Origin of the sequence: Nocardioides immobilis (assembly GCF_003515065.1) — a bacterium.
Taxonomy (GTDB): domain Bacteria; phylum Actinomycetota; class Actinomycetes; order Propionibacteriales; family Nocardioidaceae; genus Nocardioides; species Nocardioides immobilis.
Window position 1 is genome coordinate 24,640 of sequence record NZ_QXGH01000046.1, and the last position, 26,191, is coordinate 50,830.

The 26,191-nt window shown below is 72.1% G+C and carries 25 protein-coding genes; 7 read left to right on the forward strand and 18 right to left on the reverse strand.

All coding sequences use genetic code 11. The features are described from left to right. Positions 1 to 104 precede the first annotated feature (104 nt). Positions 105 to 437: a hypothetical protein gene (locus D0Z08_RS29565; RefSeq protein WP_118928877.1), complete on the forward strand. Its 333-nt coding sequence runs from the start codon at positions 105 to 107 to the stop codon at positions 435 to 437. Then, positions 434 to 1,066 carry a Dabb family protein gene (locus D0Z08_RS29570; RefSeq protein ID WP_118928878.1) on the forward strand — a complete coding sequence of 211 codons (633 nt, stop codon included), beginning with the start codon at positions 434 to 436 and terminating at the stop codon, positions 1,064 to 1,066. The genes D0Z08_RS29565 and D0Z08_RS29570 overlap by 4 nt, the downstream gene beginning before the upstream one ends. Here D0Z08_RS29570 and hsaA read toward each other — a convergent pair. The 9 genes from hsaA to D0Z08_RS29615 all read right to left on the reverse strand — a co-directional run bounded on the left by hsaA (position 1,018) and on the right by D0Z08_RS29615 (position 10,213). Next, the gene (hsaA, locus tag D0Z08_RS29575; RefSeq protein ID WP_118928879.1) at positions 1,018 to 2,178 is read right to left on the reverse strand and encodes a 3-hydroxy-9,10-secoandrosta-1,3,5(10)-triene-9,17-dione monooxygenase oxygenase subunit; all 1,161 of its coding nucleotides are present in this window, start codon (positions 2,176 to 2,178) and stop codon (positions 1,018 to 1,020) included. The two genes, D0Z08_RS29570 and hsaA, sit on opposite strands and share 49 nt — an antisense overlap. 76 nt (positions 2,179 to 2,254) lie before the next feature. Continuing rightward, entirely contained in the window at positions 2,255 to 3,715 is a 1,461-nt protein-coding gene (locus tag D0Z08_RS29580; RefSeq protein ID WP_118928880.1) for an FAD-dependent oxidoreductase, read from the reverse strand. Then, positions 3,712 to 4,623 carry a VOC family protein gene (locus tag D0Z08_RS29585; protein ID WP_118928881.1) on the reverse strand — a complete coding sequence of 304 codons (912 nt, stop codon included), beginning with the start codon at positions 4,621 to 4,623 and terminating at the stop codon, positions 3,712 to 3,714. Before D0Z08_RS29585 ends, D0Z08_RS29580 begins: the two co-directional genes overlap by 4 nt. 25 nt (positions 4,624 to 4,648) lie before the next feature. After that, positions 4,649 to 5,848, reverse strand: coding sequence for an acyl-CoA dehydrogenase family protein (locus tag D0Z08_RS29590; RefSeq protein ID WP_118928882.1), 1,200 nt, complete (start codon positions 5,846 to 5,848; stop codon positions 4,649 to 4,651). Beyond that, positions 5,845 to 6,051 (reverse strand): hypothetical protein, encoded by a 207-nt coding sequence (locus D0Z08_RS29595; RefSeq protein ID WP_245994639.1) that lies wholly within the window; start codon positions 6,049 to 6,051, stop codon positions 5,845 to 5,847. Before D0Z08_RS29595 ends, D0Z08_RS29590 begins: the two co-directional genes overlap by 4 nt. Next, positions 6,048 to 6,923 (reverse strand): alpha/beta fold hydrolase, encoded by an 876-nt coding sequence (locus D0Z08_RS29600; RefSeq protein ID WP_118928883.1) that lies wholly within the window; start codon positions 6,921 to 6,923, stop codon positions 6,048 to 6,050. Before D0Z08_RS29600 ends, D0Z08_RS29595 begins: the two co-directional genes overlap by 4 nt. After that, positions 6,920 to 8,524 (reverse strand): flavin-containing monooxygenase, encoded by a 1,605-nt coding sequence (locus tag D0Z08_RS29605; RefSeq protein WP_118928884.1) that lies wholly within the window; start codon positions 8,522 to 8,524, stop codon positions 6,920 to 6,922. Before D0Z08_RS29605 ends, D0Z08_RS29600 begins: the two co-directional genes overlap by 4 nt. A 25-nt stretch (positions 8,525 to 8,549) precedes the next feature. Beyond that, entirely contained in the window at positions 8,550 to 9,272 is a 723-nt protein-coding gene (locus D0Z08_RS29610) for an SDR family NAD(P)-dependent oxidoreductase (protein WP_118928885.1), read from the reverse strand. Next, positions 9,269 to 10,213: an alpha/beta hydrolase gene (locus D0Z08_RS29615; RefSeq protein ID WP_245994642.1), complete on the reverse strand. Its 945-nt coding sequence runs from the start codon at positions 10,211 to 10,213 to the stop codon at positions 9,269 to 9,271. The genes D0Z08_RS29610 and D0Z08_RS29615 overlap by 4 nt, the downstream gene beginning before the upstream one ends. Before the next feature lie 131 nt (positions 10,214 to 10,344). Between D0Z08_RS29615 and D0Z08_RS29620 the strand changes: the two genes are divergently transcribed. Together D0Z08_RS29620 and D0Z08_RS29625 are read left to right on the forward strand one after the other, a co-directional pair. Then, the gene (locus D0Z08_RS29620) at positions 10,345 to 10,920 is read left to right on the forward strand and encodes a flavin reductase family protein (protein ID WP_220454443.1); all 576 of its coding nucleotides are present in this window, start codon (positions 10,345 to 10,347) and stop codon (positions 10,918 to 10,920) included. Between the two features lie 67 nt (positions 10,921 to 10,987). Next, positions 10,988 to 11,854: an IclR family transcriptional regulator gene (locus D0Z08_RS29625; RefSeq protein ID WP_220454444.1), complete on the forward strand. Its 867-nt coding sequence runs from the start codon at positions 10,988 to 10,990 to the stop codon at positions 11,852 to 11,854. 57 nt (positions 11,855 to 11,911) lie between these two features. Here D0Z08_RS29625 and D0Z08_RS29630 read toward each other — a convergent pair whose 3' ends face one another. The 4 genes from D0Z08_RS29630 to sppA all read right to left on the reverse strand — a co-directional run bounded on the left by D0Z08_RS29630 (position 11,912) and on the right by sppA (position 18,358). Then, positions 11,912 to 13,345, reverse strand: coding sequence for an FAD-dependent monooxygenase (locus D0Z08_RS29630; RefSeq protein ID WP_118928886.1), 1,434 nt, complete (start codon positions 13,343 to 13,345; stop codon positions 11,912 to 11,914). Positions 13,346 to 13,389: 44 nt separating this feature from the next. Next, positions 13,390 to 15,624, reverse strand: coding sequence for an ATP-binding protein (locus tag D0Z08_RS33255; protein ID WP_118928887.1), 2,235 nt, complete (start codon positions 15,622 to 15,624; stop codon positions 13,390 to 13,392). Between the two features lie 105 nt (positions 15,625 to 15,729). Beyond that, positions 15,730 to 16,278, reverse strand: coding sequence for a CGNR zinc finger domain-containing protein (locus tag D0Z08_RS29640; RefSeq protein WP_118928888.1), 549 nt, complete (start codon positions 16,276 to 16,278; stop codon positions 15,730 to 15,732). Positions 16,279 to 16,534: 256 nt separating this feature from the next. Next, the gene (gene sppA, locus D0Z08_RS29650) at positions 16,535 to 18,358 is read right to left on the reverse strand and encodes a signal peptide peptidase SppA (RefSeq protein ID WP_245994644.1); all 1,824 of its coding nucleotides are present in this window, start codon (positions 18,356 to 18,358) and stop codon (positions 16,535 to 16,537) included. A 192-nt stretch (positions 18,359 to 18,550) separates the two neighbouring features. Here sppA and D0Z08_RS29655 point away from each other — a divergent pair, with 192 nt between their 5' ends. Further along, a complete protein-coding gene (locus D0Z08_RS29655) occupies positions 18,551 to 18,967 on the forward strand; it encodes a GNAT family N-acetyltransferase (RefSeq protein WP_118928891.1) in 417 nt (138 codons plus the stop codon). A gap of 50 nt (positions 18,968 to 19,017) precedes the next feature. Here the strand turns inward: D0Z08_RS29655 and D0Z08_RS29660 are convergent, their stop codons facing one another. The 3 genes from D0Z08_RS29660 to D0Z08_RS29670 all read right to left on the reverse strand — a co-directional run bounded on the left by D0Z08_RS29660 (position 19,018) and on the right by D0Z08_RS29670 (position 21,987). Continuing rightward, positions 19,018 to 19,647, reverse strand: a complete 630-nt coding sequence (locus tag D0Z08_RS29660; RefSeq protein WP_118928892.1) for a class F sortase — start codon at positions 19,645 to 19,647, stop codon at positions 19,018 to 19,020. Between the two features lie 32 nt (positions 19,648 to 19,679). Then, positions 19,680 to 20,963, reverse strand: coding sequence for an ice-binding family protein (locus tag D0Z08_RS29665; RefSeq protein ID WP_220454445.1), 1,284 nt, complete (start codon positions 20,961 to 20,963; stop codon positions 19,680 to 19,682). 160 nt (positions 20,964 to 21,123) lie between these two features. After that, a complete protein-coding gene (locus tag D0Z08_RS29670; protein ID WP_118928894.1) occupies positions 21,124 to 21,987 on the reverse strand; it encodes a LysR family transcriptional regulator in 864 nt (287 codons plus the stop codon). Between the two features lie 83 nt (positions 21,988 to 22,070). Between D0Z08_RS29670 and D0Z08_RS29675 the strand changes: the two genes are divergently transcribed. Beyond that, on the forward strand, positions 22,071 to 22,964 hold the full coding sequence (locus D0Z08_RS29675; RefSeq protein ID WP_118928902.1) for an EamA family transporter: 894 nt from the start codon (positions 22,071 to 22,073) through the stop codon (positions 22,962 to 22,964). An 86-nt stretch (positions 22,965 to 23,050) separates the two neighbouring features. Here D0Z08_RS29675 and D0Z08_RS29680 read toward each other — a convergent pair whose 3' ends face one another. After that, positions 23,051 to 24,223 carry an acyl-CoA dehydrogenase family protein gene (locus tag D0Z08_RS29680; protein ID WP_118928895.1) on the reverse strand — a complete coding sequence of 391 codons (1,173 nt, stop codon included), beginning with the start codon at positions 24,221 to 24,223 and terminating at the stop codon, positions 23,051 to 23,053. Between the two features lie 38 nt (positions 24,224 to 24,261). Here D0Z08_RS29680 and D0Z08_RS29685 point away from each other — a divergent pair, with 38 nt between their 5' ends. Next, positions 24,262 to 25,299 (forward strand): acyl-CoA dehydrogenase family protein, encoded by a 1,038-nt coding sequence (locus tag D0Z08_RS29685; protein WP_118928896.1) that lies wholly within the window; start codon positions 24,262 to 24,264, stop codon positions 25,297 to 25,299. A gap of 7 nt (positions 25,300 to 25,306) precedes the next feature. On the opposite strand, the gene D0Z08_RS29690 is transcribed toward D0Z08_RS29685, so the two are convergent. After that, the coding region (locus tag D0Z08_RS29690) for a tyrosine-protein phosphatase (protein WP_147381580.1) at positions 25,307 to 26,191 on the reverse strand (885 nt) is incomplete at its 5' end.

The following is a 26,191-nucleotide window of genomic DNA, read 5'->3' on the forward strand; positions in this document are numbered from 1 at the left end:
GACCCTGGCGGTCGACCCGGTGGACATCCCGGTCAGCGGGACGCCCTCGCGACGGTCCGCCGCCGGGCACGACGGTGGTCACATCCGAGAGAAGGAGAGGAACCGTGACGACCGACATCGATCGACGCGTCCACATCGTCGACCACGTCGTGCTGCCGGCCGCCGAGGTCGGGCCGTGGCTGGACCGGTGGCGGACGACGTACCTGCCCGGCGCCCAGGTGCGCGGCATGCAGCACGTCGGCATCGCCCAGCGGTACGCCGGACCGGCGTCGGTCGAGGTCCGCGTCGACTGGGAGGTCGCGGGGCCCTACGCCTTCTACGGGATGCGCGGCCAGGCTGCCGCTGACCCGACGGTGACCCGGTTCTGGGCCGAGACCGACGCGCTCGCCACGTCCCGCGACCGGTCGGTGTCCGCCGCGAAGGAGGACGACGCATGACCAGGTGGGTGCTGCTGACCGCGACCGTCGACCAGGAGCAGGTGGCTGCGCTCGCGGCTCATCCCGAGGTCGGCCACTCCAGCGCGGGCGCCGACCTGCCGGGCAGCGTCGGCGGACGGGGTGCGGTCTGGGACCTGGTGACGGACGCCGATCCGAGGTCGCTGCCCGGTGTGCCGGCCGACGCGGAGGCGGTGCCACTGGTGACGATCGCCCAGCAGGACGTGCCGTTCGACGGTCCGCGGATCAAGCGGACGCTGCTGCTGACGGTGGCCGACGGCACCCCCGACGAGGTCGTCCGACGCTTCGAGCAGGACACGATCGCGATGCCGGACCACATCTCCACGATCCGCTCGTGGGCGCTGAGTCGCGTGGACACCTCGCTCGCCGACGCGTCGACGCGGAGGACCCATGTCTGGGAGCAGGAGTTCGTCGACGCCGACGGCCTCAACGGTGAGTACCTGCTGCACCCCTACCACTGGACCTACGTCGACAACTGGTTCGACCCCGAGTCGCCCCGGCACATCGTCGAGCCGGCGATCGCGCACCTCTACCGCGCGGCCGCGGGTCCCGTGCTCCTGGCTCAGATGAGCGCGTCCTCGACCGGGAGGCCGAACGCGAGCCGTCCGTAGCCGGCCAGGGCGCGGTCGACGTCGTTCGCGACGTGCACGCTGCCGGCATGGGCGTCGCGCCAGGCCCGCTCGATCGGGTTGCCGCGGTGCAGGGAGTTCCCTCCGGCGGTCTTGAAGAGCAGGTCGACCGCACGGAGGGCGCGCTCGGTGCCGAGCACCTGGTCGCGGCGGGTCCGCACGCGGAGCTCGAGCGGGATCTCCTCCTGCGCCACCGCACAGCGGTGGAGCTCGTCGAGGTTGCGGTCCATCTGGAGGCAGGCGGCATCGACCTCGGAGGCCGCCCGCGCAACCGCGACCTGGGCGAACGGGTCGTCCGCGAACCGGCCGCTCGGGCTGACCCGCACCCGCTCCCGCATGTGCGCGAGCCACGAGTCGAGGCAGCCCGACACGGCACCCAGCACGGGCGCGGTCACGGCCGAGGTGAAGACGGAGGCGAACGGCAGCCGGTAGAGCGGACCGGGGTTGACCGCCTGGCCGGGCCCCCGGAGGGCCCGTTGCTCCTCGTGGGCGAGGACCCGGTGGGCCGGCACGTGCGCGTCGTCCACGTGCACGTCGTTGCTGCCGGTGCCACGGAGCCCGACGACGTCCCAGACGTCGCGGACCCGGAAGTCCGCGCGCGGCACCAGCGCGGTCACGTGCCGGGGCGTGCCGTCGGTCCCGGGCAGCACGCCGCCCAGAAGTGCCCACGCGGCATGGTCCGCACCGGACGAGAAGCTCCAGTGCCCGGACAGCCGGTAGCCGCCGTCGACCGCTTCCAGCCGGCCGACGGGGGCGTACGCCGAGCAGATCACCGTGTCCAGGTCGGACCCGAACACGTCGTCCTGCGCGAGCTCCGGGAACAGCGCCACGTGCCACGGATGCACCCCGAGCACCGAGGCGACCCACCCGGTCGACCCGCACACACCGGCGAGGGCGCGGACGACGTCGAAGAACTCGCGAGGATGGGCCTCGCCGCCGCCGTACCGCTTCGGACGCAGCATCCCGAGGACACCGGCGCCGACCAGCTCCTCGATCGTCTCGGCAGGCAGCATCCGGTTCTCGTCGGCCACGCCCGAGCGGGCGGCGATCGTCGACAGCAGCGGCCGGACCGCGTCGAGGACATCGGTGTTCACACCGGCGATGCTGCCCGCGACCGGGGTTCCCGGGGCGCCCGATCCCGGGCAGTGGGACCTTCCGACACCGGCGCCTTCACCCGCGCGCGACCGCGAGCCCCGCGCGCCGCCCGATGAAGGTGCCGTCGCCGAGCGAGGTCCCGCTGACGTAGCCCTCGCCGTGGATCCCGCTCGTGGCCCGGCCGGCGGCGTAGAGCCCGGGCACCGGGCAGCCGTCGGCATCGATCACCTCGCCGTCGACCCCGGTCCGCAGCCCACCCAGGGTGAACCCGGAGACCCCGGTCCCGTCGGCCTTCCTGCCGTCCGGGTCGAACCCCGCGGTCGCGTCGATGACCGCGTACGGCGGCTCGAGCGGGCGCAGCCAGCGCGGATCCTTGTGGTGGAGCAGGTCCACGCCGCGGGCGGCGTCGCGGTTGTAGCGGGCGACCGTGTCCTCCAGGGCGCCGGCGGGCAGCCCGAGCGCGGCCTCGAGCTCGGCGAGGGTGGCGGCGACCGCCCGCGGCTGCACACCCCACCGCTCGGCCGGGGGCACCTCCTCCCAGCCGCGCTCGTCGACGAGCGTGAACCACGGGCCGGGGCGGTGCAGCACCGCCGCCTGGCTGAACCTGCCCGGGTAGACGTCCTCGTTGACGAACCGTTGGCCGAGGCCGTCGACGAGCATTCCGCGGCACGCGAGCGCGGGTACGACGGACAGCGCGACCTGCGCCGACCCGAGCCGGCGCGTCGTACCGCCGGCGGACAGGCCGAGCCGGATGCCGGTCCCGTCGTCGCGACCGGCGCTGACCGCGCGGTGGCCCACGAGTGCCGGCACGTGGTCGGCGACCATCGCGGCGTCGTCGGCGAAACCACCCGTCGCCAGCACCACGCCGCGGCGGGCGCGGAACCCGACGTCCTCGCCGAACCGGCGCGCGACCACGCCCGCGACCCGCCCGTCGCCGTCGACGAGCAGCGCGTCGGCGCGGGTGTTGGCCGACACCGTGGCGCCGCTGCCCTCCACGGCAGCGGTCAGCCGCTCCATCATCAGCCAGCCGCCGTGACCGGCGGTGGCCGGGCGGTGGCCCCGCGGGGCCGGCTTCGCGATCTCGGTGAAGGGCCACGCGTTCTCGCCCAGCCACATCAGACCGTCGTCGGTGGGAGGCAGCCACGACACCCCGTCGTACAACGACGGCTTGAAGTCGACGCCGAGGGCCTGAAACCAGCGGAAGTGCTCGACGCTCTCGTCGCAGTAGAGCCGCAGCTTGGCCTCGTCGGGGTGCGGCCCGAGGGCGGCGGACAGGTAGGCGAACATCGCGTCCGGGTCGTCGTCGTACCCGCACGCGCGCTGCACCTCCGTCCCGCCGCCGAGGTAGAGCTCACCGCCCGACACCGCAGAGGCGCCTCCCGGGCCGCCCGCGCCGTCGAGGACCGCGACGCTGGCACCCGAGCGGGCTGCCTCGTACGCCGCGGCGGCGCCGGCGCAGCCCATCCCGACGACGACCACGTCGACCTCGGCGGTGGCGCGTGGTGCGTCGCCGAGCGGGAGCGGCCCCCGGCTCACGGCTGGGGCGTGAACGCCGCCAGCGGCTCCGCGCCCGACCAGTCGTGGCCCCAGTAGCTGTCGGCGGTGATCTCCTCGGCGGTGTAGGACTCCTCGTCGACGAGCAGCCCGTCGCAGCCGTACTCGATGTCCCAGCCGCCGGGCGCGCGGACGTAGAACGACAGCATCTTGTCGTTGGTGTGCCGGCCCAAGGTCGACGACAGCGAGAACCCGCGGCGGCGCACCTCGTCGAGGGCGCGCCCGACGGCGTCCAGCTCGTCGACCTCGACCATCAGGTGCACCAGGCCGGGCGGCTCGTCGTGCGGCGCAGGACAGATCGCGAGGCTGTGGTGCCGGCGGTTGATCCCGAAGAAGCGGATCCGCTTCGTGCTGCCGGGCCGCTGCAGCCGCATCGCGCCGCGCGGCAGGAACCCGAGGACGTCGGTGTAGAACGCGACGGTCTCGTCCTGTGCGGTCGTCGGCAGTACGACGTGCCCCAGCCCCTCTGCGCCGGTGCGGAAGGTCTGTGCCCACCGGGTGCGCACGGGGTCGTGGTCGAGCACCGGCCCGAAGAACACCTCGACCCGCGTGCCGGCCGGGTCGTCGAACGCGATCGCCTCCTCGACGCCCAGGTCCGCGCACTCCCCCGGTGTCAGCCACTTCACCCCCCGCCCCGACGCCTCCACGTCGCGGGCGACAGCGGACAGCGCGAACTGGTCGCGCACCTCCCACCCGACGGCGAGCACGCGGTCGGAGTCGCCGGGCAGGACGGCCAGGCGCTGGGTGCGCTCGTCCATCCGCAGGTAGAGGCCGTCCGGGTCGGGGCCGGTGCCCTCGGCGAACCCGAGGGAGTCGATCGTCAGCTCGCGCCAGCGATCGAGGTCGGTGCTCTGGACACGCAGGTAGCCGAGGCTGCGCAGGTGGGTCATGGGGGTCCTCCGTGGTCGGGGTCGGTCAGATCATCGAGCGGAGCGGACCCACGGGCGGCTCCAGGCCGAGGTCGGTGAGGCCTGCCGCGTGGAACGTCGGGCCCGGCACGTGGATGGCATGGGCGAGGCCGGTGTGCGCGTCCCGCCAGAAGCGCTGGATCGGGTTGTCCATCCGCATCGCGTTGCCACCGGAGCGCGCGACCACCTCGTCGAGCGCGCGCACCGCGCGCCACGCCGCCTGGACCTGGGTACGGCGGCCGGCCGCGCGCTCGGCGAACGTCGGCCGGTGACCGGCCGCGACGGCGTCGTACATCCGGGTGACGTTGTCGAGCAAGGCCGCCCGCGACGCCGCGATGTCGGCGGCGGCCTCGCTCAGGGCGAAGAGCGCGTAGGGGTCGTCCTTGCTCGCGGCGCCGGAGACCGTCGTACGGGAAGCCTGCCACTGGGCGTGGTGGGCCAGGGCGCCCTCGCAGATGCCGATCACGGCCGAGGTGATGCCGAGCGGGAACACGCAGGAGAACGGCACGTGGTAGCCGGTCTCGGTGAGCCCTGCCTCGTCGGCGGCGATGCCCTCGGCGACCTTGGTGTACTCCAGGGCGCGGTAGGAGGGGATGAACGCGCCGTCGACCACGATGTCCTTCGAGCCGGTGCCGCGCAGGCCGACGACGTCCCAGCTGTCGGGGATGATCGTGTAGTCCGCGCGCGGGAGGATGACGTGCATCATCGTCGGCGGCTGCGCCACCTGCCCGTTCGCGTCGCCGAGCATGGCGCCGAGGAAGATCCAGTCGCAGTGGTCGGTGCCCGACGAGAACTGCCAGCGGCCGCGCAGGGTCCAGCCGTCGTCCGTGGGGGTGAGCACGCCCATCGGCGCGTACGGCGACGCGACCCAGGTGTCCTGGTCCTCCCCCCAGACCTCCTCCTGGACCCGGGGATCGGCCATGGCCAGCTCCCACGGGTGGACGCCGACGATGCCGGCCACCCAGCCGGTCGAGCCGTCGAGGGCGGCGAGCCGCAGGACGGTCTCGGCGAAGTCACGGGGGTGGGCCTCGAGCCCGCCGTGCTCCTTCGGCTGGAGCAGCCGCATCACGCCGGAGTCGCGCAGCACCTTGGCGGCCTGGTCGTCGAGGCGGCCGAGGGACTCGTTGGCCGGACCGAGCGCGGCGAGCTCGTCGGCGTGCTCCTCGATCCGGGCGCGGACCTGCTCGGTGGTGTCGGTCGTGGTCATGCCGGTACTCCTGTCTGGGCGTTCTCGCGCAGCTTGAGGGCGATGTCGATGAGCTGGTCCCCCTGGCCGCCGATGAGGTTGCGGTGGCCGGCCTCGAGGAGGATCTGGGCGCCGGAGACGCCGTAGCGCTCGGCGGCGTTGCCGGCGTGCTTGAGGAAGCTGGAGTAGACCCCGGCGTAGCCCACCATCAGCGTCCGGGTCATGAACGGACGTCCTCTCGCGTGAGGAAGGCGACGACGGCCGCCTCCCAGGCCTGGCGCTGCTCGAGCATCGCCCAGTGCCCGCACTGCGGCAGGACGTGCAGCTCGGCGCGCGGGATGGTGCGCATCGGCAGGAGCGCCATGTCGACCGGGCTGACCCGGTCGTCCCGGCCCCAGGTCAGCAGGGTCGGCGCCGTGATCTTGTGCAGCATCGCCCAGTACGGCGCCCGGTCGGACGCCGCGGCATGGCGGTTCCGCGCCGCGGTCGCGGCGGCGCCGTACATCCGGCGGGAGGCGTCCAGCGTGGCCGGCTCGGTCGCCTGCGCCCAGCGCTCCTCGACGAGCTCGTCGGTCACGATCGCGGGGTCGAAGACCATCGACTGCAGCCACTGGACCAGGGCCTCGCGGGTGGGCTTCTCGACGAAGTCGGTGAGCCGCACCAGACCCTCGCCGGGCGAGGGACTGAAGACGTTCTTCCCGACACCGCCGACCGTGACCAGGCAGGAGAACAGACCGGGGTCCTCGATCGCGAGCTGGCAGGCGATCACGCCCCCCATCGAGTTGCCGACCACCGGCACGCCGCGCAGGCCGAGACCCTCGAGGAGGGCGACGACGGCAGCGGGGCCGGCGACGAAGGGCGACTCGTCGGTGTCGTGGCTGACGCCGAAGCCGGGGAGCTCCAGCACCAGGCAGCGGAAGCTGCGGCCCAGCGCCGGCAGGTTCTGGTGGAAGTTGCGCCACCCGGTGACGCCCGGCCCGGACCCGTGCAGCAGGAGGAGCGGCGGCCCGTCGCCGTACTCGTGGTAGCGGAGCATCCCCCGTTCCGTCGGCAGCTCGCGGAGGGTGTCCCCCGGGCTGAGCACTGCGCTGGTCATCGGCTCACCCGGCTCAGGACGAACCCCTCGTACCCGGTGTCGCGCACCTCGTCGCAGATCCGGCGGTAGTTGCCGAAGCCGCCGATGTAGGGCATGAAGGTCCGCGTCTTGCCCTCGATGTTGGCGCCCATGTACCAGGACGGTGCCCGGGTGAAGAGCGTGCCCGCGGCGACCTCACCGAGGTGCTCGGTCCACTTCTCCGCGGCGTCGGCGCGCGGCTCGGCCTGGTCGATGCCGTGCTCACGACAGTGCTGGATCAGGTCGATCGCCCAGTCGACCTGCTGCTCGGTGTGCGTGGCCATGTTGGCGAGCACCGACGGGCTGCCGGGACCGTTGACGGTGATCAGGTTGGGGAAGCCGGCGATGCCCAGACCGAGGTACGTCGTGGGGCCGTCCGCCCACTCGTCGGCGAGCACCGCGCCGCGGGCGCCGCGCAGGTCGATCGAGGTGAGCGCACCGGTGAGCGCGTCGAAACCGGTGGCGAAGACGATCACGTCCAGCTCGTACGACGCGTCGTCGGTCTTGATGCCCCAGGTCGTGACCTGCTCGATCGCGTGCTTGCGCAGGTTGACGAGCTCGACGTTGGCCCGGTTGTACATCGCGTAGTAGCCGGAGTCGGTGACGATCCGCTTGGTGCCGATCGGGTGGTCCTTGGGGATCAGGTCGTCGGCGACCTCCGGGTCCTCGACGATCGAGCGGATCTTCGCCTCGGCGAACTCCCGGGCGTAGTCGTTGGCCACGATGTCGGTGCTCTGGTCGGGGAAGGTCTTGGCGAAGAGGACGCCGCCCTCCTGCCAGCGCGCCTCGAACGCCGCCTGCCGCTCCTCGGCACTCACCTCGGTCGCCTTCTTCGGGTGGGTGGCGCTCAGCGAGCCGGCCGGCGCGTAGCGGGAGGCCTCCCGGCGCTGGGGGTAGGTCTCCTGGACCTCCCGCAGCTCCTCCGCGGTGAGCAGCCGGTTCCTGGCGGGCACCGTGTAGTTGGGGCTGCGCTGGAAGACGGTCAGCGACTCGGCCTGCTCCGCGATGATCGGGGCGACCTGGATGCCCGAGGAGCCGGTGCCGATCAGGCCGACGCGCTTGCCGCTGAGGTCCACCGGCTGGTCGGGCCACTGCGCTGTGAAGAGCATCGTGCCGGCGTAGTCGTCGATGCCCGGCAGGTCGGGTCGGATCGGTGCCGAGAGGCAGCCGGTCGCCATGATCAAGAAGCGGCTGTGGTGCTGGACGCCGTCGTCGGTCGTGAGCGTCCAGGTCGACGCCTGCTCGTCGAACCGGGCCGTGGTGACGCGGCGGCTGAAGACGAAGTGGCGGCGCAGGTCGTAGCGGTCTGCGACGTGGTCGAGGTACGCGCGGATCTCGGGCTGGGTCGCGAACCGCTCGCTCCAGGTCCAGTCCATCTCGAGCTGCCGGTCGAAGGAGTAGGAGTAGTCGACGCTCTCGACGTCACAGCGGGCGCCCGGGTACCGGTTCCAGAACCAGGTGCCGCCCACGCTCTCGCCGGCCTCGATGCCGACCACGTCGAGGCCCGCCTCGAGCGCGCGGTACATCGCGTAGATCCCGGCGATGCCGGCACCGACGACGATGACGTCCCGGGTGGTGGTCATGGTGAACTCCTCTGGGGTGAGCGGGTCAGGCACTGAGGCCGCCGTCGACGGCGTAGTCGCCACCGGTGCAGTAGCCGGCGGCGTCGCTGGCAAGGAACGCGACCAGGGCAGCGACCTCGGCGGGGTCGGCTGCCCGGTTGAGAGGCAGGTGCGACCAGTCGAGCCGGTCGGCGTCGATCATGGGGGTGTCGATCGGGCCGGGGCACACGCAGTTGACCCGGATCCCTCGACCGGCGAGCTCGAGGGCGGCCGAACGGGTCACGCCTCGGACACCGAACTTCGTCGCCGAGTACGGCAGGGCGTCCCGGTGCCCGGCGAGCCCGGCGGTCGAGGAGATGTTGACGACGGAACCGCCGTCACCCATCGCGCGGGCGGCCTCGCGGACGCCGAGGATGGTGCCGAGCAGGTTGACGTCGAGGACCAGCGCGACGTCCTCGTCCGACCACTCGTCGATCGGACCCTTGCGGTAGACGCCGGCGTTGTTGACCAGGACGTCGAACCGTCCCTCGTCGGCGACGATCTCGTCGACGACCGCGCGCCACCGGCCGGAGTCCCGGACGTCGAGGCAGCGGTACGTCGCAGCGCCGCCGAGCGTCGCAGCGGTCTCGGCCGCGGCGTCGGTGTCGCTGTCGGCGACGACCACGCGTGCGCCGCGGGCGGCCAGCTCGGCAGCCACGGCGGCGCCGAGCCCGCGCGCCGCGCCCGTCACCAGGGCGACCCGGTCGTCCAGCCGGTCCCGGGTGCTCATGCGGGACTCCTCGCCTGGAGCAGGGCGGTGACGTCGGACCACAGCAGCTGCCGCGCCGACTCGCCTGCGCGGAGGGTCAGGATGGTCGCGAAGCCGTGGAACAGGCCGGCGTGCACCCGCACCACGGTCGGCACCCCGGCAGCGGCCAGGCGGTCGCCGTACTCCTCGCCCTCGGAGCGGAGCGGGTCGGCGCCGGCGACGACCACAACGGCCGGCGGCAGCCCGGCCAGGCTCACTGCCCGACCCGGAGCGACGAGGTGGACCGGTTCGGGGGACCCGCTGTCGCCGAGGTACTGGCGCCAGTACCACTCCATCGCCTCGCGGGTGTTGAAGTAGCCGGTGGCGTACTCCGTGTAGCTGGGGGTGTCGCAGCCCGGGTCGAGGACCGGGTAGAGCAGCACCTGGCCCGCCAGCGCTGGTCCGCCGCGGTCCCGCGCGAGCAGGCAGGTCACCGCGGCGAGGTTGCCGCCGGCACTGTCCCCGGCGACGAGCACCCGGTTCGCGTCGATGCCGAGGCGGTCCTGCTCCGCGACGGCCCAGCAGAGGACGGCGTACCCGTCCTCGGCGGCCGTCGGCGCCGGGTGCTCCGGCGCGCGGCGATAGTCGACCGACACGACGACGGCGCCGAGCGCGCGGGACATCGCGCGGCAGAAGCCGTCGTGGCTCTCGATGTCGCAGAACACGAACCCGCCGCCGTGGAGGAACACGACGACCGGACGTCGTACGCCGGCCGGACCGTGCGGGTGGTAGACGCGGGCGCCGACCGTGCCATCGGTGACGTCGACAGTGACGTCCTCGGTGGCGCCCACGTCGTCCAGGTTGGTGACCGGCGGGCGGCGCGCCGCGACCGCGGCTCGGGCCTCCGGGCCGGTCATCGTGTGCACCGCCGGGAAGCCACCGTTCAGCAGCTCGAGCGTCGCCGAGATCTCCTGGTCGAGCACGAGATCTTCCTTTCCGGACGGGGGCGGTGTCGTCGGCGAACGTAGGTCCCGCCCAGCGCGTCGCGAGCGGATGATCCCGGCCAACGGGACACGTCGGAAGCGGTCCCGAGCGCCGCGCCTACCGTCCGTGCATGAGCCTGAGAGCGATCGAGAGCACGGCCGATCCCGTACCGGTCATGGAGCTGCTCCAGCCGACCCCGGCCGCGATGCGGAGAGGGATGGGCGGGTTCGCCAGCGGCGTCACGGTCGTGACCGCGATCGATGGCGGCGACCCCGTCGGATTCGCCTGCCAGTCCTTCGCCTCGCTCTCACTCGACCCGCCGTTGGTGCTCTTCTGCGCCGGCCGGCAAGGACGGTCGTGGGCGCGGGTTCGTGCGGCCGGCCGGTTCTGCGTGAACGTCCTCGGCGAGGACCAGGTCGACCTGTGCGGCCGGTTCGGCAGCACGGACGGGCAGCGGTTCGCCGGCCTCGACTGGGAGCGCTCAGCGTGGGGAGCGCCGGCGCTGCCGGGGGCGCTGCTCCGCGTGCACTGCTCGCTCGAGGACGTCCACCACGGTGGCGACCACGACGTCGCGGTCGGTCGGGTGCTCGGCCTGGACCTACGGCCGGACGGCCGGCCGCTCATCTTCCACCGCGGCCGGTTCGGTCTCGACCATCCGCAGCCGGCGACGGCGTACGGCTGGGGTTTCGGCGACCGGTGGGGCTGAGAACGGTCCTATGATCGAGGTCACCCACCGAGGTGGGCGCGCACGGAGAAGCGGAGGACCCGGCGACGTGGCAACGCAGAGCAAGGAGCAGGCGCCGACCACCGACGCGACGGAGCCGCCGGTGTCGATGGTCGCGCGGATCGCGCTGATCATGCGCGTCTTCGACGAGCCGGGCGCACGGTTCCGGCTCGACGAGGTCGCCGTCCGCACCGGCCTGCCCCGCTCGACCGTGCACCGGATCCTCGACCAGCTGCTGGTCACGGGATGGATCCAGCGGCGACCGGACGGCTACGCACTCTCCGCGGGGGCCTCGGCGGCGCGGCACTCGCTCGCGGAGCACCCGGAGCTGCGCTCTGTCGCCGCCCCGGTCCTCAACCGGCTGCACCTGGACACCGGGCTGATCGTCCACCTCGGCGTGCTCGTCGGCGCCGACGTACTGGTCCTCGACCGCATCGCCGGCCGCTCGCCCACCGGCCTGCCCACCCGCGTCGGTGGCCGGGCGCCCGCGCACGCCACCGCGCTGGGCAAGGCGATGCTCGCGCAGATGCAGGCCGAGGAGGTCGACGCGCTCTACAGCACGGGCATCAGCAAGCGCACCCCGCGGACGATCGCCGACCTGCCCACCCTCCACCAGGAGCTGGGCCGGGTCCGCGCCCGCCGCGGCCTCGCCTTCGAGAAGGACGAGTTCGTGCTGGGGGCGTCGTCCCTCGGCGCGGCCGTCCACGACGGCGACGGCCTCTTCGGGGCGATCTCGATCGGCGGCATGCTGCCGCTGGACAAGCTGGAGCCGCTCGGCCCGCTCCTGCTGCGCGCGGCGGCGTACATCACCCAGCGGCTGGCGGGGCCGACCGTGCCGACCGAGACGGTCCGGCCGGCCACCGACGGCATCCTCGGCCGGATGCTGCAGACCCTGCCGGCCGACGGCTGGGTGTAGGCGCACGTCGAAACGGCTCACAGGCAGCCGAGACGATTCCTGTGGAAATGGTGGCCGCTATCTGCCGCTGTGCGCGGGGGTCCGCACACTCTGCAGGTAGTCGTCGATCGCCGAGCTGTGGCCGTCGCGCCCGATGGCCGCGACATAGCCGTCAGGTCGGACCAACACCCGACCTGGCAGGCCGTCGTCCGGGCCAGCGAGCACGTGCTCGCCGTCCCGGAGCGCCTCGTTCATGGTGCGGCCGTCGTGCAGGCGGATGTTGGGCATCCTCGCGCCCGGCGTCGGCAGGCCGCGCACCCGCCCGGGCTGCGAGATCGGGCTGTCCGGGTAGGCGATCGCAAGTTGCGCCATGCGGTTCGCGAGGCGCCGCCTCATTCGCGGCGTCCGCAGCAAGGGCATCATCGCCCTCCTCAGGGTCCGCTTGAGAGGAGAGGTCTCGATGACGAAGCGCACCATGCTGTCGGTGAAGGCCATCATTTGCTGTGCCGCCGGTCGGCGCTCGGCGGCGTAGGTGTCGAGGAGCGTGTCCGGCGCCCGGCCGGCGACCACGTACGCCAGCTTCCAGCCCAAGTTGACGGCGTCGTTGATCCCGAGGTTCATGCCCTGCGCGCCAGTGGGGGCGTGGATGTGGACGGCGTCCCCGGCCAGGAAGACCCGGTCGCGTCGGTACGTGTCGGTGGACCGGATCTGGCAGCGGAAGCAGGTGAGCGTCTCGGGGTCATGGACGACGATCCCGCCCGGCCCGCGCGCGTCAACCAGTCCTTGGATCTCTTCCAGCGTGGGCGCTGCACCGCCGCGGTCGGCCGGCATCGGGGCTGACACTCGCCAGAGGCGACCGTCGATCGGAATCAGCGCGAGCGGCTGCCCACCCGGACCGCAGTGGACCTGCACTTCGTCGTTTCTCCCGCCGCCGTCGAGCTCGGTGTCTGCGAGCAGCCAGTCGAAGGGATAGGGCTGTCCCTCGAAAGGCACGTCCAGCACCCGACGCACCTTGCTGTGTGATCCGTCGCAGCCGACGAGGAACGATGCGGTGACCTGCACCTCGCGACCCTCTGCATCACTCAGCGATGCGGTGACCGCGTCCGCGTCCTGGATGAAGCCGAGGAGCTCGATGCCCGACTCGACCTTCCCACCAAGCTCGGCGAGCCGCGACCGCAGCACCTCCTCGGTCCGGTGCTGGGGGAGGTGCAGGATGAACGCGTACTCGGAGTCGGCACAGGTCATGTCGATGCCGGCCTGCCGCCGGCCGCCCACGTACACGCTCGTCCGCAGGCCGCGATGCCCGATCTCCAGCAGTCGGTCGGCCACGCCCATCATGTCGAGCGTCTCCATGGTGCGCGGCTGGATGCCGATCGCCCGGCTGAGCTTCGGCAGCCCGGGGTCCTGATCGATGAGGCGTGTGCGCACACCGCGTGAGAGGAGCTGGATGGCGAGGGTGAGGCCGGTCGGCCCGGCGCCGACGACCAGTACGTCGCAGTCTGTGGTGCTCATGCGCCCAGGATGCGGCGGGCGCGACGTCCCTGGCGTCAGCGGAACTACGTAACGTCGCCACGTACGTCGGCCATCAGCCCTTCCTGGTGGGCCCAGGCGGTGAGCTGGCCCCTGGTTCTGAGGCCGAGCTTGGCGAGCACGCGGCTGACGTGTGTTTCCACGGTGCGGACCGACAAGACCAGCTTTGCGGCGATCTCACCGTTCGAAAGGCCCAGGGCCACCAGCGCGGCTATCTCCCGCTCGCGAACCGTCAGTGCCGGTGACGTGCCCACATGCCACGGGTCCTCGGGCCGCGGATCGAGGCCGGCTGCGATGGCCTCGTCGAGCGGCATGCCGCGTCCCTCGTCCTGCAGCCGCTCCGCCGCTGGGCCGATCTGGGCGACGACGGGGGCGAGCCAACGGTCCAACACGGACCGCATGAACTGCGGTCTGTGGGTCTGGTTCGCCTGCTCGTAGGCCGCGGCGGCACCGGACAGCCGAAGCGCCGACCGGGGCCGCCCGTGCCGAGCCGCGAGCCCGGCGAGCCCGCTCAGACCGATCGGCACGGCGAAGCGATCGCCTAGATCGAGGATCTCGGGGAGGGCCTCCGTGAGCGCCACCTCGGCGCCGCTGGTGTCGTCATTGTCGAGGCGTACGACGCCAAGCAACTGCAGGGCACGTGCCCGGATCACCGACAGGCCGACCTCTGCGCTCAGAGCCACGCTGCGTTCCAGTCGCTGCATGGCCAGCAACCCGTCGCCTTGATAGTGCGCAGCGGCCCCGGCCAACCAGAGCGCGCCGGCCAAGCCTGCGGGGTCACCGGACGCCTCGCGGAGCGCGAGCGACTGCTCGATGTCATCGCCGAAGCCCGTCGGGTCGCCGGTGATCCCCCGGACGCGGCCGCGGCACAGCAGGGCCTCGGCCTCGCGCGCCTGATCGCCGGCCGCTCTGGCGCGCTCGACGGCGTGCTCGAGCAACGGAAGGGCGGCCGTCCTGTCACCCTGGTCGGTGGCCAGCCAGGCCTCGCACGTGAGCGCGTCGAGCCACTCGCGGTCGTGGTCTGGCACGAGGTCACGCAGTGCAGCCAGTCGCCGGCGTCCCTCGGAGAAGTAGCCCCGGATCGACCAGAAGCCCGAAAGCCGGTTCGCCATCCGCAGTGCGGTGCCGGGGTCCGTCGCGGAAAGGTGGTCGAGGGCCGCCCGGAGGTTGTCGTGCTCGAGCTCGAGCAGGTCGAGCCCAGCACGGTTCGGAGCGGCTGGCGGCCGCGGCAGGTGCTCGACAAGCCGCCAGAACACCTGGGCGTGCGCACCGCGGGTGACCAGTTGCTCTTGACTGTCTGCGAGCATCTCGGCCGCGAACTCCCGGACTGTCTCAAGCATCGCAAACCTCGGCGCCTCCCCACGGTCGGCGCGGCGAAGCAGACTGTGGTCGACGAGCTCCGTCACCGGGTCGAGGAGCGAGTGGGCGGCTCCGGTCGCGGAGCACACCTCCTCGAGGGTGGTGAGATCGATGCCGCCCCGAAAAACCGAACAGACCGAGAACAGCCGCCGTGCGGGCTCACTCAGCAGCTCATGGCTCCACGCGATGGTGGCGCGCAGCGTTCGCTGCCGGTCGGGGACGTCACGGCTGTCGCTCACCAAGAACGCCAGCGAGTCATCGAGCCGTTCGAGGATCGCCTCAGGAGGCAGCACCCTGACGCGCGCGGCTGCAAGCTCGATTGCGAGCGGCAGACCGTCGACCCGCTCGGCGATCTTCCCGACCGTGGCCGCGTGCCCGGCGGTGAGGGAGAACCCGGGAACCGAGGCAGACGCCCGCGTCGCGAAGAGCTGCACGGCCTCCGACAACGGCGGGACGGGCAGCTCCTGCTCCCACGCAAGGTGGAGCGGTGCGCGGCTCGTCACGACGATGCGTACCGCGTCCGTGGCGGCGAGCAGGTCGGCCACGAAGCCGCCTGCTTCGAGGACCTGCTCCATGTTGTCGAGGACGAGCAGCAACTCGCGCCCGGACAGGTTCGCCGACAGGTGATCCAGCAGCGCCGTCCCGCGGGAGTCCTGCAGGCCGAGCGCACCCGCGACCTCGACTGGCACCAGCGCAGGGTCTCGGACGGCAGCGAGCCGCACGAACCTTGCACCGCCCGAGAAATCGGCCGCCGACCGGCGCGCCAACTCAATCGCGAGCCGGGTCTTGCCTGCCCCGCCAGGGCCAGTCAGCGTGAGCAGCCGGGAACCGGCCAGCAGGCTCTGCGCCTCGGCCAGTTCACGCTCCCGGCCGACGAAGCTCGTCGGCGGCTGCGGCAACACGACTCATCGTCGCACCACCGCCGTCGGCGCGACAACGAAACCGGACGGCGTCGACATGATTTCCGCCGTCGGCTGCGGTGCTCCGGGGTTCGCGCGGCGAACCGATCAGTGGACGGTCATGGAGCGTCTGGCGCGGTGTCGTCGGACCGCAGCGCGGTTGGCGCAGCGGACCGAGCAATAGCGCTGCCGTCCGTTGCGGGTGACGTCCACGACCACCGCAGCGCACGGGTCTCCCTTCATCCTCCCCGCAGCGCACCTGCTCAGACGATGGATGCCTCGAGTGGTCAGGTGCAGCGCCGTGCCCACGCTGATCACCGCTCGTAGCACGTCGGGAAGCGAATCGTTGGCGTCGTCGCGGTAGTGGAGGTGCCACCCTTCCCGCCCGTGGTCAGTCAGCCGCGGATACGCGGCCGCGTGCGCCATCAGGTCGTTGAGCAACCGCGCACGTTCCCCCGGCTCCGACGCGTCTACGACGCGAAGCCACTCGTCGATCACCCCGCGCGTGCGCCAGTGGTCATCGGGCGACTCAGCGAAGTCCATCGTCATGCCGAACTTCCGGGTCCGGGCTTCGATGCCCGCACGGTCGTCGGGCCAGTCGTCGGCGAGCGAGGCAGCCATGAGCACGGCGTACTCGCCGTAAGGGTTGAGATGCACAAGGCCATTACACCAGGCTGGCAACCATGACCGACATCGCAGCTGAGCAGCCTCGGCGCGCGGACGCCATCCACGAGCACGGCTGGCTCACCGAGTCAAGCCATCAGACTTCGGAGGGCCGAGTCCTCTACGTGCGCTGCGCCCGCTGCGGCGTGCGTCGCGTGGACCTCCAGCCTCACCCGCTCCTACCACCGCGTTCGCTGACCTGTCACCAGGGGTGACTCGGGCCGGCTGACTGTTCGGCCGTGGCCCGGCCTCAGCGGAGCACGATCCGCCACGGCACAGTGAGCGCGCCGTGCACCGGCAGCCCGGCCCGCGCAGAGATCAGCGTCAGCAGCCGGTCCACCGGGCCGACGCCCTCGCCGAGCAGCTCGACCCCAGGGGTCGCCGCAGCAGCCGCCGGGGCTTCGCTGTTCTCCGGCGGGTGCAGCATCGCCAGCGGGCTCGGCCGCGGCCAAGGCCGGACCTCGACGTCGAAGCGGTCGGTGCCAGCGAGCTCGCAGGCGGCGTCGGCCGCGGCGCTGAGACCGCCGAGACTGTCGATCAGCCCGTGCTCGGCAGCCTGGGCGCCGGTCCACACCCGCCCGCGGGCGAGCTCGCGCAGCCGCTCGAGGGGCAGGTCCCGGTCGTGTGCGGCCTTGCTCGTGAAGTCCTCATAGATCCGGTCCAGCCAGCCCTCGACGCGGGCCCACTCCTCCTCGTCGAACGGGCGGTCGGTGGAGAACATGTCGGCGTAACGGCCGGCACTCACGGTGCCGCGGGTGATCCCGATCCGCTCCAGCGTGTTCGAGACGACCTGCTTGCCGCCCAAAACACCGATCGAACCGGTCAGCGTGCCCGGACTGGCGAACACCCGGGCGCACGGCATCGCGATGAAGTACCCGCCCGAGGCCGCGAGCGAAGCCATCGAGGCAACGACGGGGGTGCCGCCAGCGCGCACCTCGAGCACCGCCCGGCGGATCGCGTCGGAGGCCACCGCCGAGCCTCCCGGGCTGTCGATCCGCAGCACGATCGCACGAACATGGTCGTCCCTCCCAGCCGACCGGAGCGCCGCGGTCACCGTGTCCGCGCCGGCACTGTGGCCGAGGACGGAGTGGGGGCCGCCGCTGCGCCCCAAGTGGATGGGGCCGTGGGCGCCGACGACCGCGACCACACCCCGCCGTCGGCGCACAGCCTGCGGCAGGTGGGCGCCGCCAGTCAGCCGGGCCACCGGACCGCCCGGTTGCTCGTAGCGCTCCACGAACCGCAGCCGGGGCTCCGCGTCGCGCTCGGTCAGCTCCTCGCGCAGCGTCCGGTAAAGCTCGTCGCGATAGCCGAGGTGGTCGACGAACCCGCCCTCGAGCGCCTCCTGCGCGCTCAGCGGCGCCCGGTCCACCGCGTGCCGGACGGCCTCCTCGGTCATCCCGCGTGCGGAGGCGACGTCGCGGACGATGCCATCGGTGATCGACCCGACCAGCGCCTCCAGCATCTCCCTGTGCGGTGCGGTCAGGTCGGTCTCGAGGAAGGTGTTGGCGGCGGCCTTGTACTCGTGTCGCTGTCCGATCTGGGTCTGTACACCGAGCTTGTCGAATGTGCCGCGGACGAACACCGCGCTGGCCGTCACGCCGACCAGGCCGAGGTCACCGGTCGGCTGCAGCCAAATCTCCTCGAACGCGCTGGCGAGGTGGTAGGCCGAGTTGCCCGGTCCCATCTCTCCGAACGTCTCGGCCCAAGCCGCGGTGCGCTTGCCGGAGTCGCGGAACCTGTCCACCGCGGCCCGCAGCTCCGCCGCAGGCGCGAACCCGATCTCCCCGCTCGTGTGCGCGATGAGACCGGCGACCTCGTCGTCGTCGGCCGCCCTCTCCAGCGCCCGAACCACGCCGCGAAGCGACAGGGCACGCAGCGCCCGCAGCGCCGCGACCGGAGTTGCGGGCGGCGCCTCGGCGAGGCCCCGGGTGACCTCCAGCTCGAGCAGGAGCTTGCCGTCGCACCGCCGCACCCGTCTCAACCGGGCCGACGCCGACTCGGTAGCCGCCGTGACCGACGCGCGCATCGCGTCAACGACGGACTGGGCCTGATCCGACACTCGTGCGGCTCCCATATCGCCGAGCCTATGCAGCCGTGCCGGTCCACACCCACGCTCGAGTTCCGGCGTCTGGCCAGCGGCTGAAACAAGGTCCATGTGAAGGGACCTCTCATCACGGCTATGAACGCGAGTCGCGATGACGCACCCGATCCGCCGAGATGATGCTGAGGTGCGGGCACCAGCAACCTGAGGTGGAATGGTGACGACATGAGCGTGGCAACCCGCATCGCAAGCGACTCGGACCTGCAATTTCTGAGCGAGGTCGATGGCCACGTCTCGCGCCACATGCTGGCTGACCTCGTTGCCCTGGGACGGGTGATGGTGGCAGCGGTTGATGGGGCGGCCGTCGGGTGCCTGCGGTGGGGCATGTTCTGGGACGAGGTTCCCTTCATGAACTTCCTCTGGGTCGTCGCTGAGCATCGCGGGCATGGAGTCGGCACGACGCTGGTCGAGGCGTGGGAGAAGTCTCAGGTCGCCGCTGGCCACAACATGGTCCTCACGTCGACGGTCTCCGCAGAGACGGCACAACACTTCTATCGGCGGCTCGGCTACGTCGACAGCGGGGCGCTGTTCCTTCCTGAGGAGCCGACAGAGCTCATCCTGCGTAAAGCCCTCGCGGATTGACCGCTATTGGCCGCCTCGCACGTGCGCGACTGCTCCGGCGGGCGTATGGCTCAGCCGACGCGTGCGGGAACGAAGCGGGTGTAGACGACGAGGTTCGATTGATAGCCGCCGCGGGTGGAGTCGTAGGCCCCGCCGCAGGTGACAAGGTTGAGGCGGCGGCCGTCCTGGGCGGCGTAAACGCGATCGGCGGGGAAGTCGGCGTTCGCGTAGAGCATGGTCTGGCTCACCACGAACCGGGCGGTCGAGCCGTTGGCACGCTCGATCGTGACCGCGTCGCCGGGCTTGAGCTCCTGCAGGCGTGCGAACACGCCGGGACCTTGCAGGGAGTCGACGTGTCCGAGGATCACCGCGGACCCTCGTCGTCCTGGCACGGGTCCGGGGTGGAACCAGCCGGCCCGGTCGGCGTTGCCGGGCACCTCGACGGTTCGGTCGGGCATCAGCCCGAGTCGGACGAGGGGTGTCGTCACGTCGATGGCCGGGATCTCCAGGCGTGCCGGGAGGAGGCCGTTCCGCGGTCTGACGGCCACGTCGCGCCCCAACGTCGCCGGGGCGGGCGTCTCAGGGCTGGGGCTGGCTGCGGACCTAGCCCCTTCGCCTGCCGGATGATCGACCGGGCGCGAGAGCCCGACGGCGAGGAGGACCCCGCCCAGCGTCGTGCAGATCGCGACGACAAGCAGCATTCGCCAGGAGTAGGGAAGGGCTCTGCTCCCCGTCACGTGAGGCGGATCGATCGGGGACGCCAGGCAGCTGCGGCACCGAACGCGACGCCGAGGATGCACATGCCTCCCCCGACCCAAAGGCCGCCGTCCGAGGTTTCGGGGACCGCCGGCGCCTGACCGGTCGGCGGGTGCCCGTGGGGAACCCACGGCGGGTAGGAGGACCCCGGAGGCTGGTCAGGATTGCCTGGTCCGCCCGGGTTTCCTGGTCCGCCCGGGTTTCCTGGTCCGCCCGGGTTCCCTGGCCCGCCTCCGGTGCCGGTTGGCGTGGTGGGCCCGGTCGTGGTGGGGCTGCCGGTCGTGGTGGGGCCGGTCGTGGTGGGGCTGCTGGTCGTGGTGGGCGCTGTCGTGCCCGTGGTCGCGGTGGTCGCCGAGGTAGCCGTGGTGGCCGTGGTGGCCGAGGTCGGCGCCGTGGTCGTACCCGTGGTGGTCGCCGTGGTGGGGGGTGTGCTTGTGGGAGGCGTGGCGCACGTGGGCCTGGTGATCGTGTTGGTGTCCAAGCTGACCTGACCGTTCCGCGCCAGGACGCGGCCCCGGATCGTGGCCTGGGTCTGGACCGTGATGCTGACCAATGCCATCACCGTGCCGACGAACCTCGTGGAGGTTCCGATGGTCGCCGAGCTCCCCACCTGCCAGAAGACGTTGCACGCCTGGGCGCCGCCTTCGAGTGCCACCCTGCTCCCGCTCGCCGTGAGCAGCGAGGAGCCCGCCTGAAAGATGAAGATTGCCGAGGAGTCGCCCTGTGCGTCGAGGGTGACAGTGCCGGTGAGTGCCATGGTCGTGTTGGCGCCGTAGACGCCCGGCACCAGAGTCTCCCCGCCGAGATCGTCACCGGTCTTGTCGACGACCGGTGACCTTCCTGCCGCGTCGTTGTAGGCCGTGGTGAGGTCGTTCTGCGCCTGGAGGGCGACCGCGTCCGCGGCGTGGATCACCCCGTTCTCAACCTGGCCGGGTGGGAAGCCGGTGACGGCCGTGCCGGGGCTGACTCCAAGGTCGCCGGAGACTCTCGAGGGGCCGGTGTTGGTGACGGTGGTCCCCGCGAGTACGGCGAACGAGGTCGCAGTGCCCAGACCCACCGGGGGTTGCGCGGCGTGGGCTGCTGGTGAGCGTCCCACCGTGACGGCGAGGACGATGAGGCCAGTGACCAGCAGGACGACCGCGGTCGACATCAGCGTGCGACGAAGACCACCCTCGCCAACGGCGCGCTTGCGCCCGTCAGATCGAGGGGCCTGAGGAGCGGACTTGCTGCGGGCATGCGCACCGCCACGATCGAGCGTCATGTCGAGCCTTCCCGGCCCAGGGAGTGGGCCGTCCCATTCCCACACCGGGTCCTGGGCTTGAGTCGCTGCGCCGATCGGCGCAGTCGTCTCGCGTGGGCTCTGCAGCCAACGTACGCCGAAATTTCGATATCTGGTAACGCCCACGTCAGTGAGCATCGGGTTAGCCGTGCGCCAGTCGCTCCAGCACCGCTCGGAGGGGTGGCCACCGGTCGCGGCCACGCCGTGTCACGGCGTAGCCGCGCAGCTTCACCTGGGGGTCGCGCAACGGGCGGACCGTGACGCCGCGGCGGGAGGTGCGCCCCCGGGGCAGGAGCCCGACGCCCAGTCCGGCGACGATGAGGTCGTCGACGAGCTCCAGTGCGTCGATGCGGTGCACGACCCGGGGGGTGAAACCTGCCATCGACGCGAGAGTGCGCAGTACCTCCTCGTCGGCGGTATGGCGGGAGTTCACGATCCAGTCGTGGTCGGCGTACGCCGTGAACGGCGACCGCTGTTGCGATGTCGGCACCCCGAGTCCCCACTCGATCTCCCAGAGCGGCACGACGTCGTGGTCGGTGCGCCATGAGGCGGGCGCGAGGTTGTAGTCGTAGGTGATGGCGAGGTCGATGTCATCTCGAGCGAGCAGGTCGAGGGCCTCCCCCGGCTCGTACTCGTGGACGCGAACCTCGACCTGGGGATGCGTGCGGGCGAGGTCGTCGATGGCGGGCAGGAGGGATCGGCGGATGCCGGTGGCGAACCCGGCGACCCGCAGCACACCCGCGGGTTCCGCGGCGGGGTCAAGGTCGAGGCGGGCGGCGTCGACGGCCGCGAGGATGGTGACCGCGTGCTCGGCCAGGCGGTGGCCGGCAGGCGTGAGTCTCACTCGTCGGCCGTCGGGCTCGACAAGGGGGGTTCGGGCGTCGCGGGCGAGCGCGGCGATCCCCTGGGAAACGCTCGACGTGGTCGTGCCGAGCTCGGCGGCGACCTCGTGCATCGAGCCGAGCCGGGACAGCTCGAGCAGCAACCGCAGCCGGCGTACGTCCATGTGGATATTGTTTCGATTTCTTGAACGATATGTCCAGCAAAATCACGTGGACGTGAACGAATGGAATCCGTTCACTGGTGGTCATGTCTCACTCCTCCGCTCGCGCGGGCGCCTCGATGGCCGTCGTGTCCATGCTGTTCGTCCAGCTCGGCCTGGCGGCCTCCGTCGGGCTGATCGACCAGGTCGGCGCCGGGGGCGCAGCGTGGCTGCGGCTGTTCTGGGCTGGCGTGTTGCTGCTGGTCATCGTGCGGCCGCGGCCCTCGGCGTTCAGCCGCGACACGCTCCTGGCGGGCAGCGCCCTCGGAGTCGTCACCGCAGGCGTGACCCTTCTGTTCATGGCGGCCGTGGCCCGGCTCCCGCTGGGCACTGCGAGTGCGCTGGAGTTCCTCGGGCCACTCGGAGTGGCGGTGGTCCGCAGCCAAGGTGTCGCCCGCGCTTGGGCGCTGGTGGCGGCGGGCGGGGTGCTCTGCCTCACCCAGCCGTGGGCCGGGACCGCCGATCCGGTCGGCGTCGCGTTCGCCCTAGCCGCAGCGACCTGCTGGGCGGCGTACATCCTGCTGACCCAGAAGGTCGGTGACACCGTCAGCGGCATCGGCGGACTCGCGATCTCCATGCCGGTCGCGGCCCTCGTGGCGACAGTCATCGCCGGCCCCGGGGTGGTGGGACAGCTGACCCCCGAACTGCTGCTCGTCGGCCTCGGTCTCGCCATCCTGCTTCCGGTCGTGCCGTTCACCCTCGAGCTGCTGGCACTTCGGCGTCTCACGACGGGTGCCTTCGGCACCCTGATGGCGCTCGAACCGGGTTTCGCGCTGCTCATCGGATTCCTAGCGCTGCACCAGGAGCCGAACCTCCTCGGCCTGCTCGGCATCGGCTTCGTGGTCGCGGCAGGCATCGGCGCCGAACGCAGCGGCACCCGCATACACGATGTCTCTGCAGACGAGACCGACCGCGCCACGCCGACCCCGATAGCGGCCTGAGGAACCCGGCTCTCCATCGCCTTCCATCGTCCACCGAAAGTGCACGAGCGGCGGGGACGCTCAGGTCGTACGCCGCCCTCGGCCCGTCACCACCAGCGGTCGCCGATGTCGAGCCCGTAGGCCCAGCGACCGTAGATCGAGAGCGTGTCCTCCACCGCGTTCGCCGCGTTGGTACGCGCGACCTGCGCCTCACGCCATGCCCGCTGCAGCGGGTGCCGCCGCCCCCAGGCCTCGGTGCCGGCGGCGTCGAGGAACACGCCGATCGCCTGCAGGGAACGCTCCGCGGCCATCACCTGGTCGCGGCGTGACCTGATCACGAGCTCGGTGTCCGGGGCGGCGTTGGCCCGAGCGTGGTCCATCAGGACCGCGAGGTTGTGGCTGAGCTGCGCCCAGGAGGCCTCGATGCCGACGACCGCGCGGCTGACCGCCGGCAGCCCGTCCGCCTCAGGGCGCTCGGCGACCAGGGCGGCGTAGGCACCCTCGGCGGCACCGACGATCGGCATCGCGACGGCGTGGGTGTGGATGGTGGCGTACGGCATCCGGTGCACCGGCGCGAGGTGGCCGGCCGACTCTGGGTCCTGCTGCCGGGTCCGCTCGCGCCAGCCGAAGGTGCGGTACTCCGGCACGAACGCGTCGCTGACGACGACTGCGTCGGCGGCGACCGCGCGCAGGCCGGTCGGGTCCCAGCTCTCCTCGACCGTGTAGTCGGCCGCCGGCACCAGTGCTCCGACGTAGTCCACCGGCTCCCCGCCCTCGTCGAGCAGGAGGGCGCCGAGGAACGACCAGTCGGCGTGGTGGACGCCGGTCGCGGTACGCCACCGACCGGAGAGCCGGAAGCCGCCACGGGTCGGCGTCAGCAGCCCGTCGGGGGTGTACGACGACGTGATGAGGGCGCGCTTCCCCTCCGCCCACACGTCCTCCTGCGCGCGCTCGTCGAAGAGCGAGAGGTGCCATTCGTGGGCGCCGATCAGCGACGAGACCCAACCGGTCGCGAAGCACCCGCGCGACAGCAGTCGGATCGCCCGGAAGAAGGCCTCGGGGTCGGCCTCGGCGCCGCCGTACCGCGCCGGCCGGAACATCCGGAAGAGGCCGGCCTCGTCGAGCCGGTCGATGACGGAGCTGTCGACGGCGCCGTTCACCTCGACGTCGGCGGCGTCGCGCGCGAGCTCGGGCACCAGCGCGCGAACGGTGGCGAGGAGGTCGGCATGGGGATCGACCTCGTCGGCCCCACTGCTCGGCGCATCTGCCGTCAGGTCCATCGCACTCCTCCGTCGCTCGTGGTGTCTAGCATGGTGCCGTGGACAGCCTCCTGCACGACAGGGTCACCGAGGTGGTGCCGAGGATCCGTGAGGAGGCGGCGCGGACCGAGGCCGAGCGTCGGATCCCGACCGAGGTCCTGGCGGCCCTCATGGACGCCGGGCTGTTCGCCCTCGACCCTGTCGACGACCTGAGGCTGCAGGCGACCGAGCGGCTCGACGTCGTACGGCTGGTGGCCGGCGCCTGCGGATCGACCGGCTGGATGACCGCCAACGCCGCCGCTGCCCCGTGGCTGCTGGCCGCGTTCGCGAGCTCGGTGCGCGAGCGCGTCCGCGGCGAGCCCGGCGTCGACCCGTTGGTGGCCTTCAGTCTCGAGCCCGCCGGGCGGGTCGAGGAGCGCGACGGCGAGCTGTGGCTCTCCGGCACCTGGCCGGGTGTCAGCGGAGCGACGTACGCGAACTGGCTGGTGCTGAGCGCGCGGCGGTCGTCCTCCGACGGCCCGGGCCCGGTGGGCCTGGTGGTCGTGCCGGCCTCCGACTGCACGCTGACCGCGTCCGTCGACAGCATCGGTCTCACGGCGGCAGGCGCACAGGACGTCGCCGTCTCCGGCGTCGCGCTGCCGACGGATGCGTGGACCGCTCCCGAGGACGGATCCCACGGTCCGCTCACGCCGGTCGGCGCCCTGGCCGCGATGGCACTGGTCGGAGCGGCGCAGGGAGCTTTGGACGAGCACCTCCAGCAGGTACGACGACGCGTCGACATCACCCACGGCGGCGAGGACGTGAGCGCGGCCGGTCTGTCGCCGGCCCGCATCGGTCGGGCCGCCTCGCAGCTCGACGCCGCCGTCCACGTGCTCGTCGCGCGGATGCCCGACCCGGACGGGCTGCCCCAGGAGCCGCTCGAGCAGCAGCGGTTCGCCGTGGAGCGCGCGGTCGAGGGCGCAGAGCTGGTGTTCAGCAGCGTGCGCGGGCACGCGCTCGACAACGGCGACCCGGTGGCGCGGCTGTGGCGAGACGTGCAGGTCGGCGCCCACCACACCCGTGCCCTCCTCGGCTGGCTGCGCACCCTCGGGAGCTAGCGCGTCGCTAGACGCCCGGCTCGTCGCGGAGCGCCGTCCGCAGGAGTGCGAGCTCGTCGCCGGTCAGCCCGTGGTCCAGCAGGAACCGGGCGCCGCCACCGGCATCCGCCTGGAGCCACTCGACGAAGCGGGCGAACCCGACGCCGTCGACCGCCATCACGCCCTGGGCGACCGCCGGCAGGTTCCGGTACGCCGGGATCCGCACCAGGCGCTCCCGCACCCGGTGCTGCCGCTCGGCCGTCATCACGTAGTCGTCGATGATCGCCTCCGCCAGCACGCCCACCGCGTCGAGCAGCACCGCAGCGAGCACGCCGGTGCGGTCCTTCCCCGCCGCGCAGTGGAAGACGACACCGTGCCTTGCCGGGTCCCCGATCAGTCGGGCGGCCGTCACGATCGACGGCGCGCTCCCCACCAGCAGCTGCTGGTAGAGCAGTCCGAGGTCGGTGGTCCGGGAGTCGGGCACCACCACGTCGAGGAGCGTCGACTCCCCCTTGCGGACCGGCAGGTTGACGACCTCCACGTCCTGCGTGCCCAGCAGGCCGTGACCCTCGCGAGCCGCCTCCGCGGGCAGCCGGAGGTCGACGATCGTCCGTAGCCGGCGGATGCCGACGAGCTGGGCGACGTCGGCCTCGGTGGCCTCCTGGAGCGTGCTGGCGCGGAACACCACCCCGCGCCGGGTGCAGCCTCCGTCGCTCAACGGCAGGCCGCCGAGGTCGCGGACGTTGTCGACCTCGGCGAGGTCGACCCAGCGCTCGGCGTTCGACGTGCTCACTGGACTACCTTCCTCGCGTCGGCGGTCCTGGACGGGCCGCTGATGCACCCCAGGTGCCGTCGGGTCACTGCCCTGCTCGCTCGACCCCTTGAGGTCCACGATGAGTTCTGCAGGGCCCGG

Bases quoted from the DNA above. Each gene is read 5' to 3' on its own strand.
- D0Z08_RS29570 (WP_118928878.1), top strand. From the start codon at position 434: ATGACCAGGTGGGTGCTGCTGACCGCGACCGTCGACCAGGAGCAGGTG.
- D0Z08_RS29585 (WP_118928881.1), bottom strand. From the start codon at position 4,623: ATGACCCACCTGCGCAGCCTCGGCTACCTGCGTGTCCAGAGCACCGAC.
- D0Z08_RS29590 (WP_118928882.1), bottom strand. From the start codon at position 5,848: ATGACCACGACCGACACCACCGAGCAGGTCCGCGCCCGGATCGAGGAG.
- D0Z08_RS29595 (WP_245994639.1), bottom strand. From the start codon at position 6,051: ATGACCCGGACGCTGATGGTGGGCTACGCCGGGGTCTACTCCAGCTTC.
- D0Z08_RS29600 (WP_118928883.1), bottom strand. From the start codon at position 6,923: ATGACCAGCGCAGTGCTCAGCCCGGGGGACACCCTCCGCGAGCTGCCG.
- D0Z08_RS29605 (WP_118928884.1), bottom strand. From the start codon at position 8,524: ATGACCACCACCCGGGACGTCATCGTCGTCGGTGCCGGCATCGCCGGG.
- D0Z08_RS29610 (WP_118928885.1), bottom strand. From the start codon at position 9,272: ATGAGCACCCGGGACCGGCTGGACGACCGGGTCGCCCTGGTGACGGGC.
- D0Z08_RS29620 (WP_220454443.1), top strand. From the start codon at position 10,345: ATGAGCCTGAGAGCGATCGAGAGCACGGCCGATCCCGTACCGGTCATG.
- D0Z08_RS29630 (WP_118928886.1), bottom strand. From the start codon at position 13,345: ATGAGCACCACAGACTGCGACGTACTGGTCGTCGGCGCCGGGCCGACC.
- sppA (WP_245994644.1), bottom strand. From the start codon at position 18,358: ATGGGAGCCGCACGAGTGTCGGATCAGGCCCAGTCCGTCGTTGACGCG.
- D0Z08_RS29655 (WP_118928891.1), top strand. From the start codon at position 18,551: ATGAGCGTGGCAACCCGCATCGCAAGCGACTCGGACCTGCAATTTCTG.
- D0Z08_RS29660 (WP_118928892.1), bottom strand. From the start codon at position 19,647: ATGCTGCTTGTCGTCGCGATCTGCACGACGCTGGGCGGGGTCCTCCTC.
- D0Z08_RS29665 (WP_220454445.1), bottom strand. From the start codon at position 20,963: ATGACGCTCGATCGTGGCGGTGCGCATGCCCGCAGCAAGTCCGCTCCT.
- D0Z08_RS29670 (WP_118928894.1), bottom strand. From the start codon at position 21,987: ATGGACGTACGCCGGCTGCGGTTGCTGCTCGAGCTGTCCCGGCTCGGC.
- D0Z08_RS29675 (WP_118928902.1), top strand. From the start codon at position 22,071: ATGTCTCACTCCTCCGCTCGCGCGGGCGCCTCGATGGCCGTCGTGTCC.
- D0Z08_RS29680 (WP_118928895.1), bottom strand. From the start codon at position 24,223: ATGGACCTGACGGCAGATGCGCCGAGCAGTGGGGCCGACGAGGTCGAT.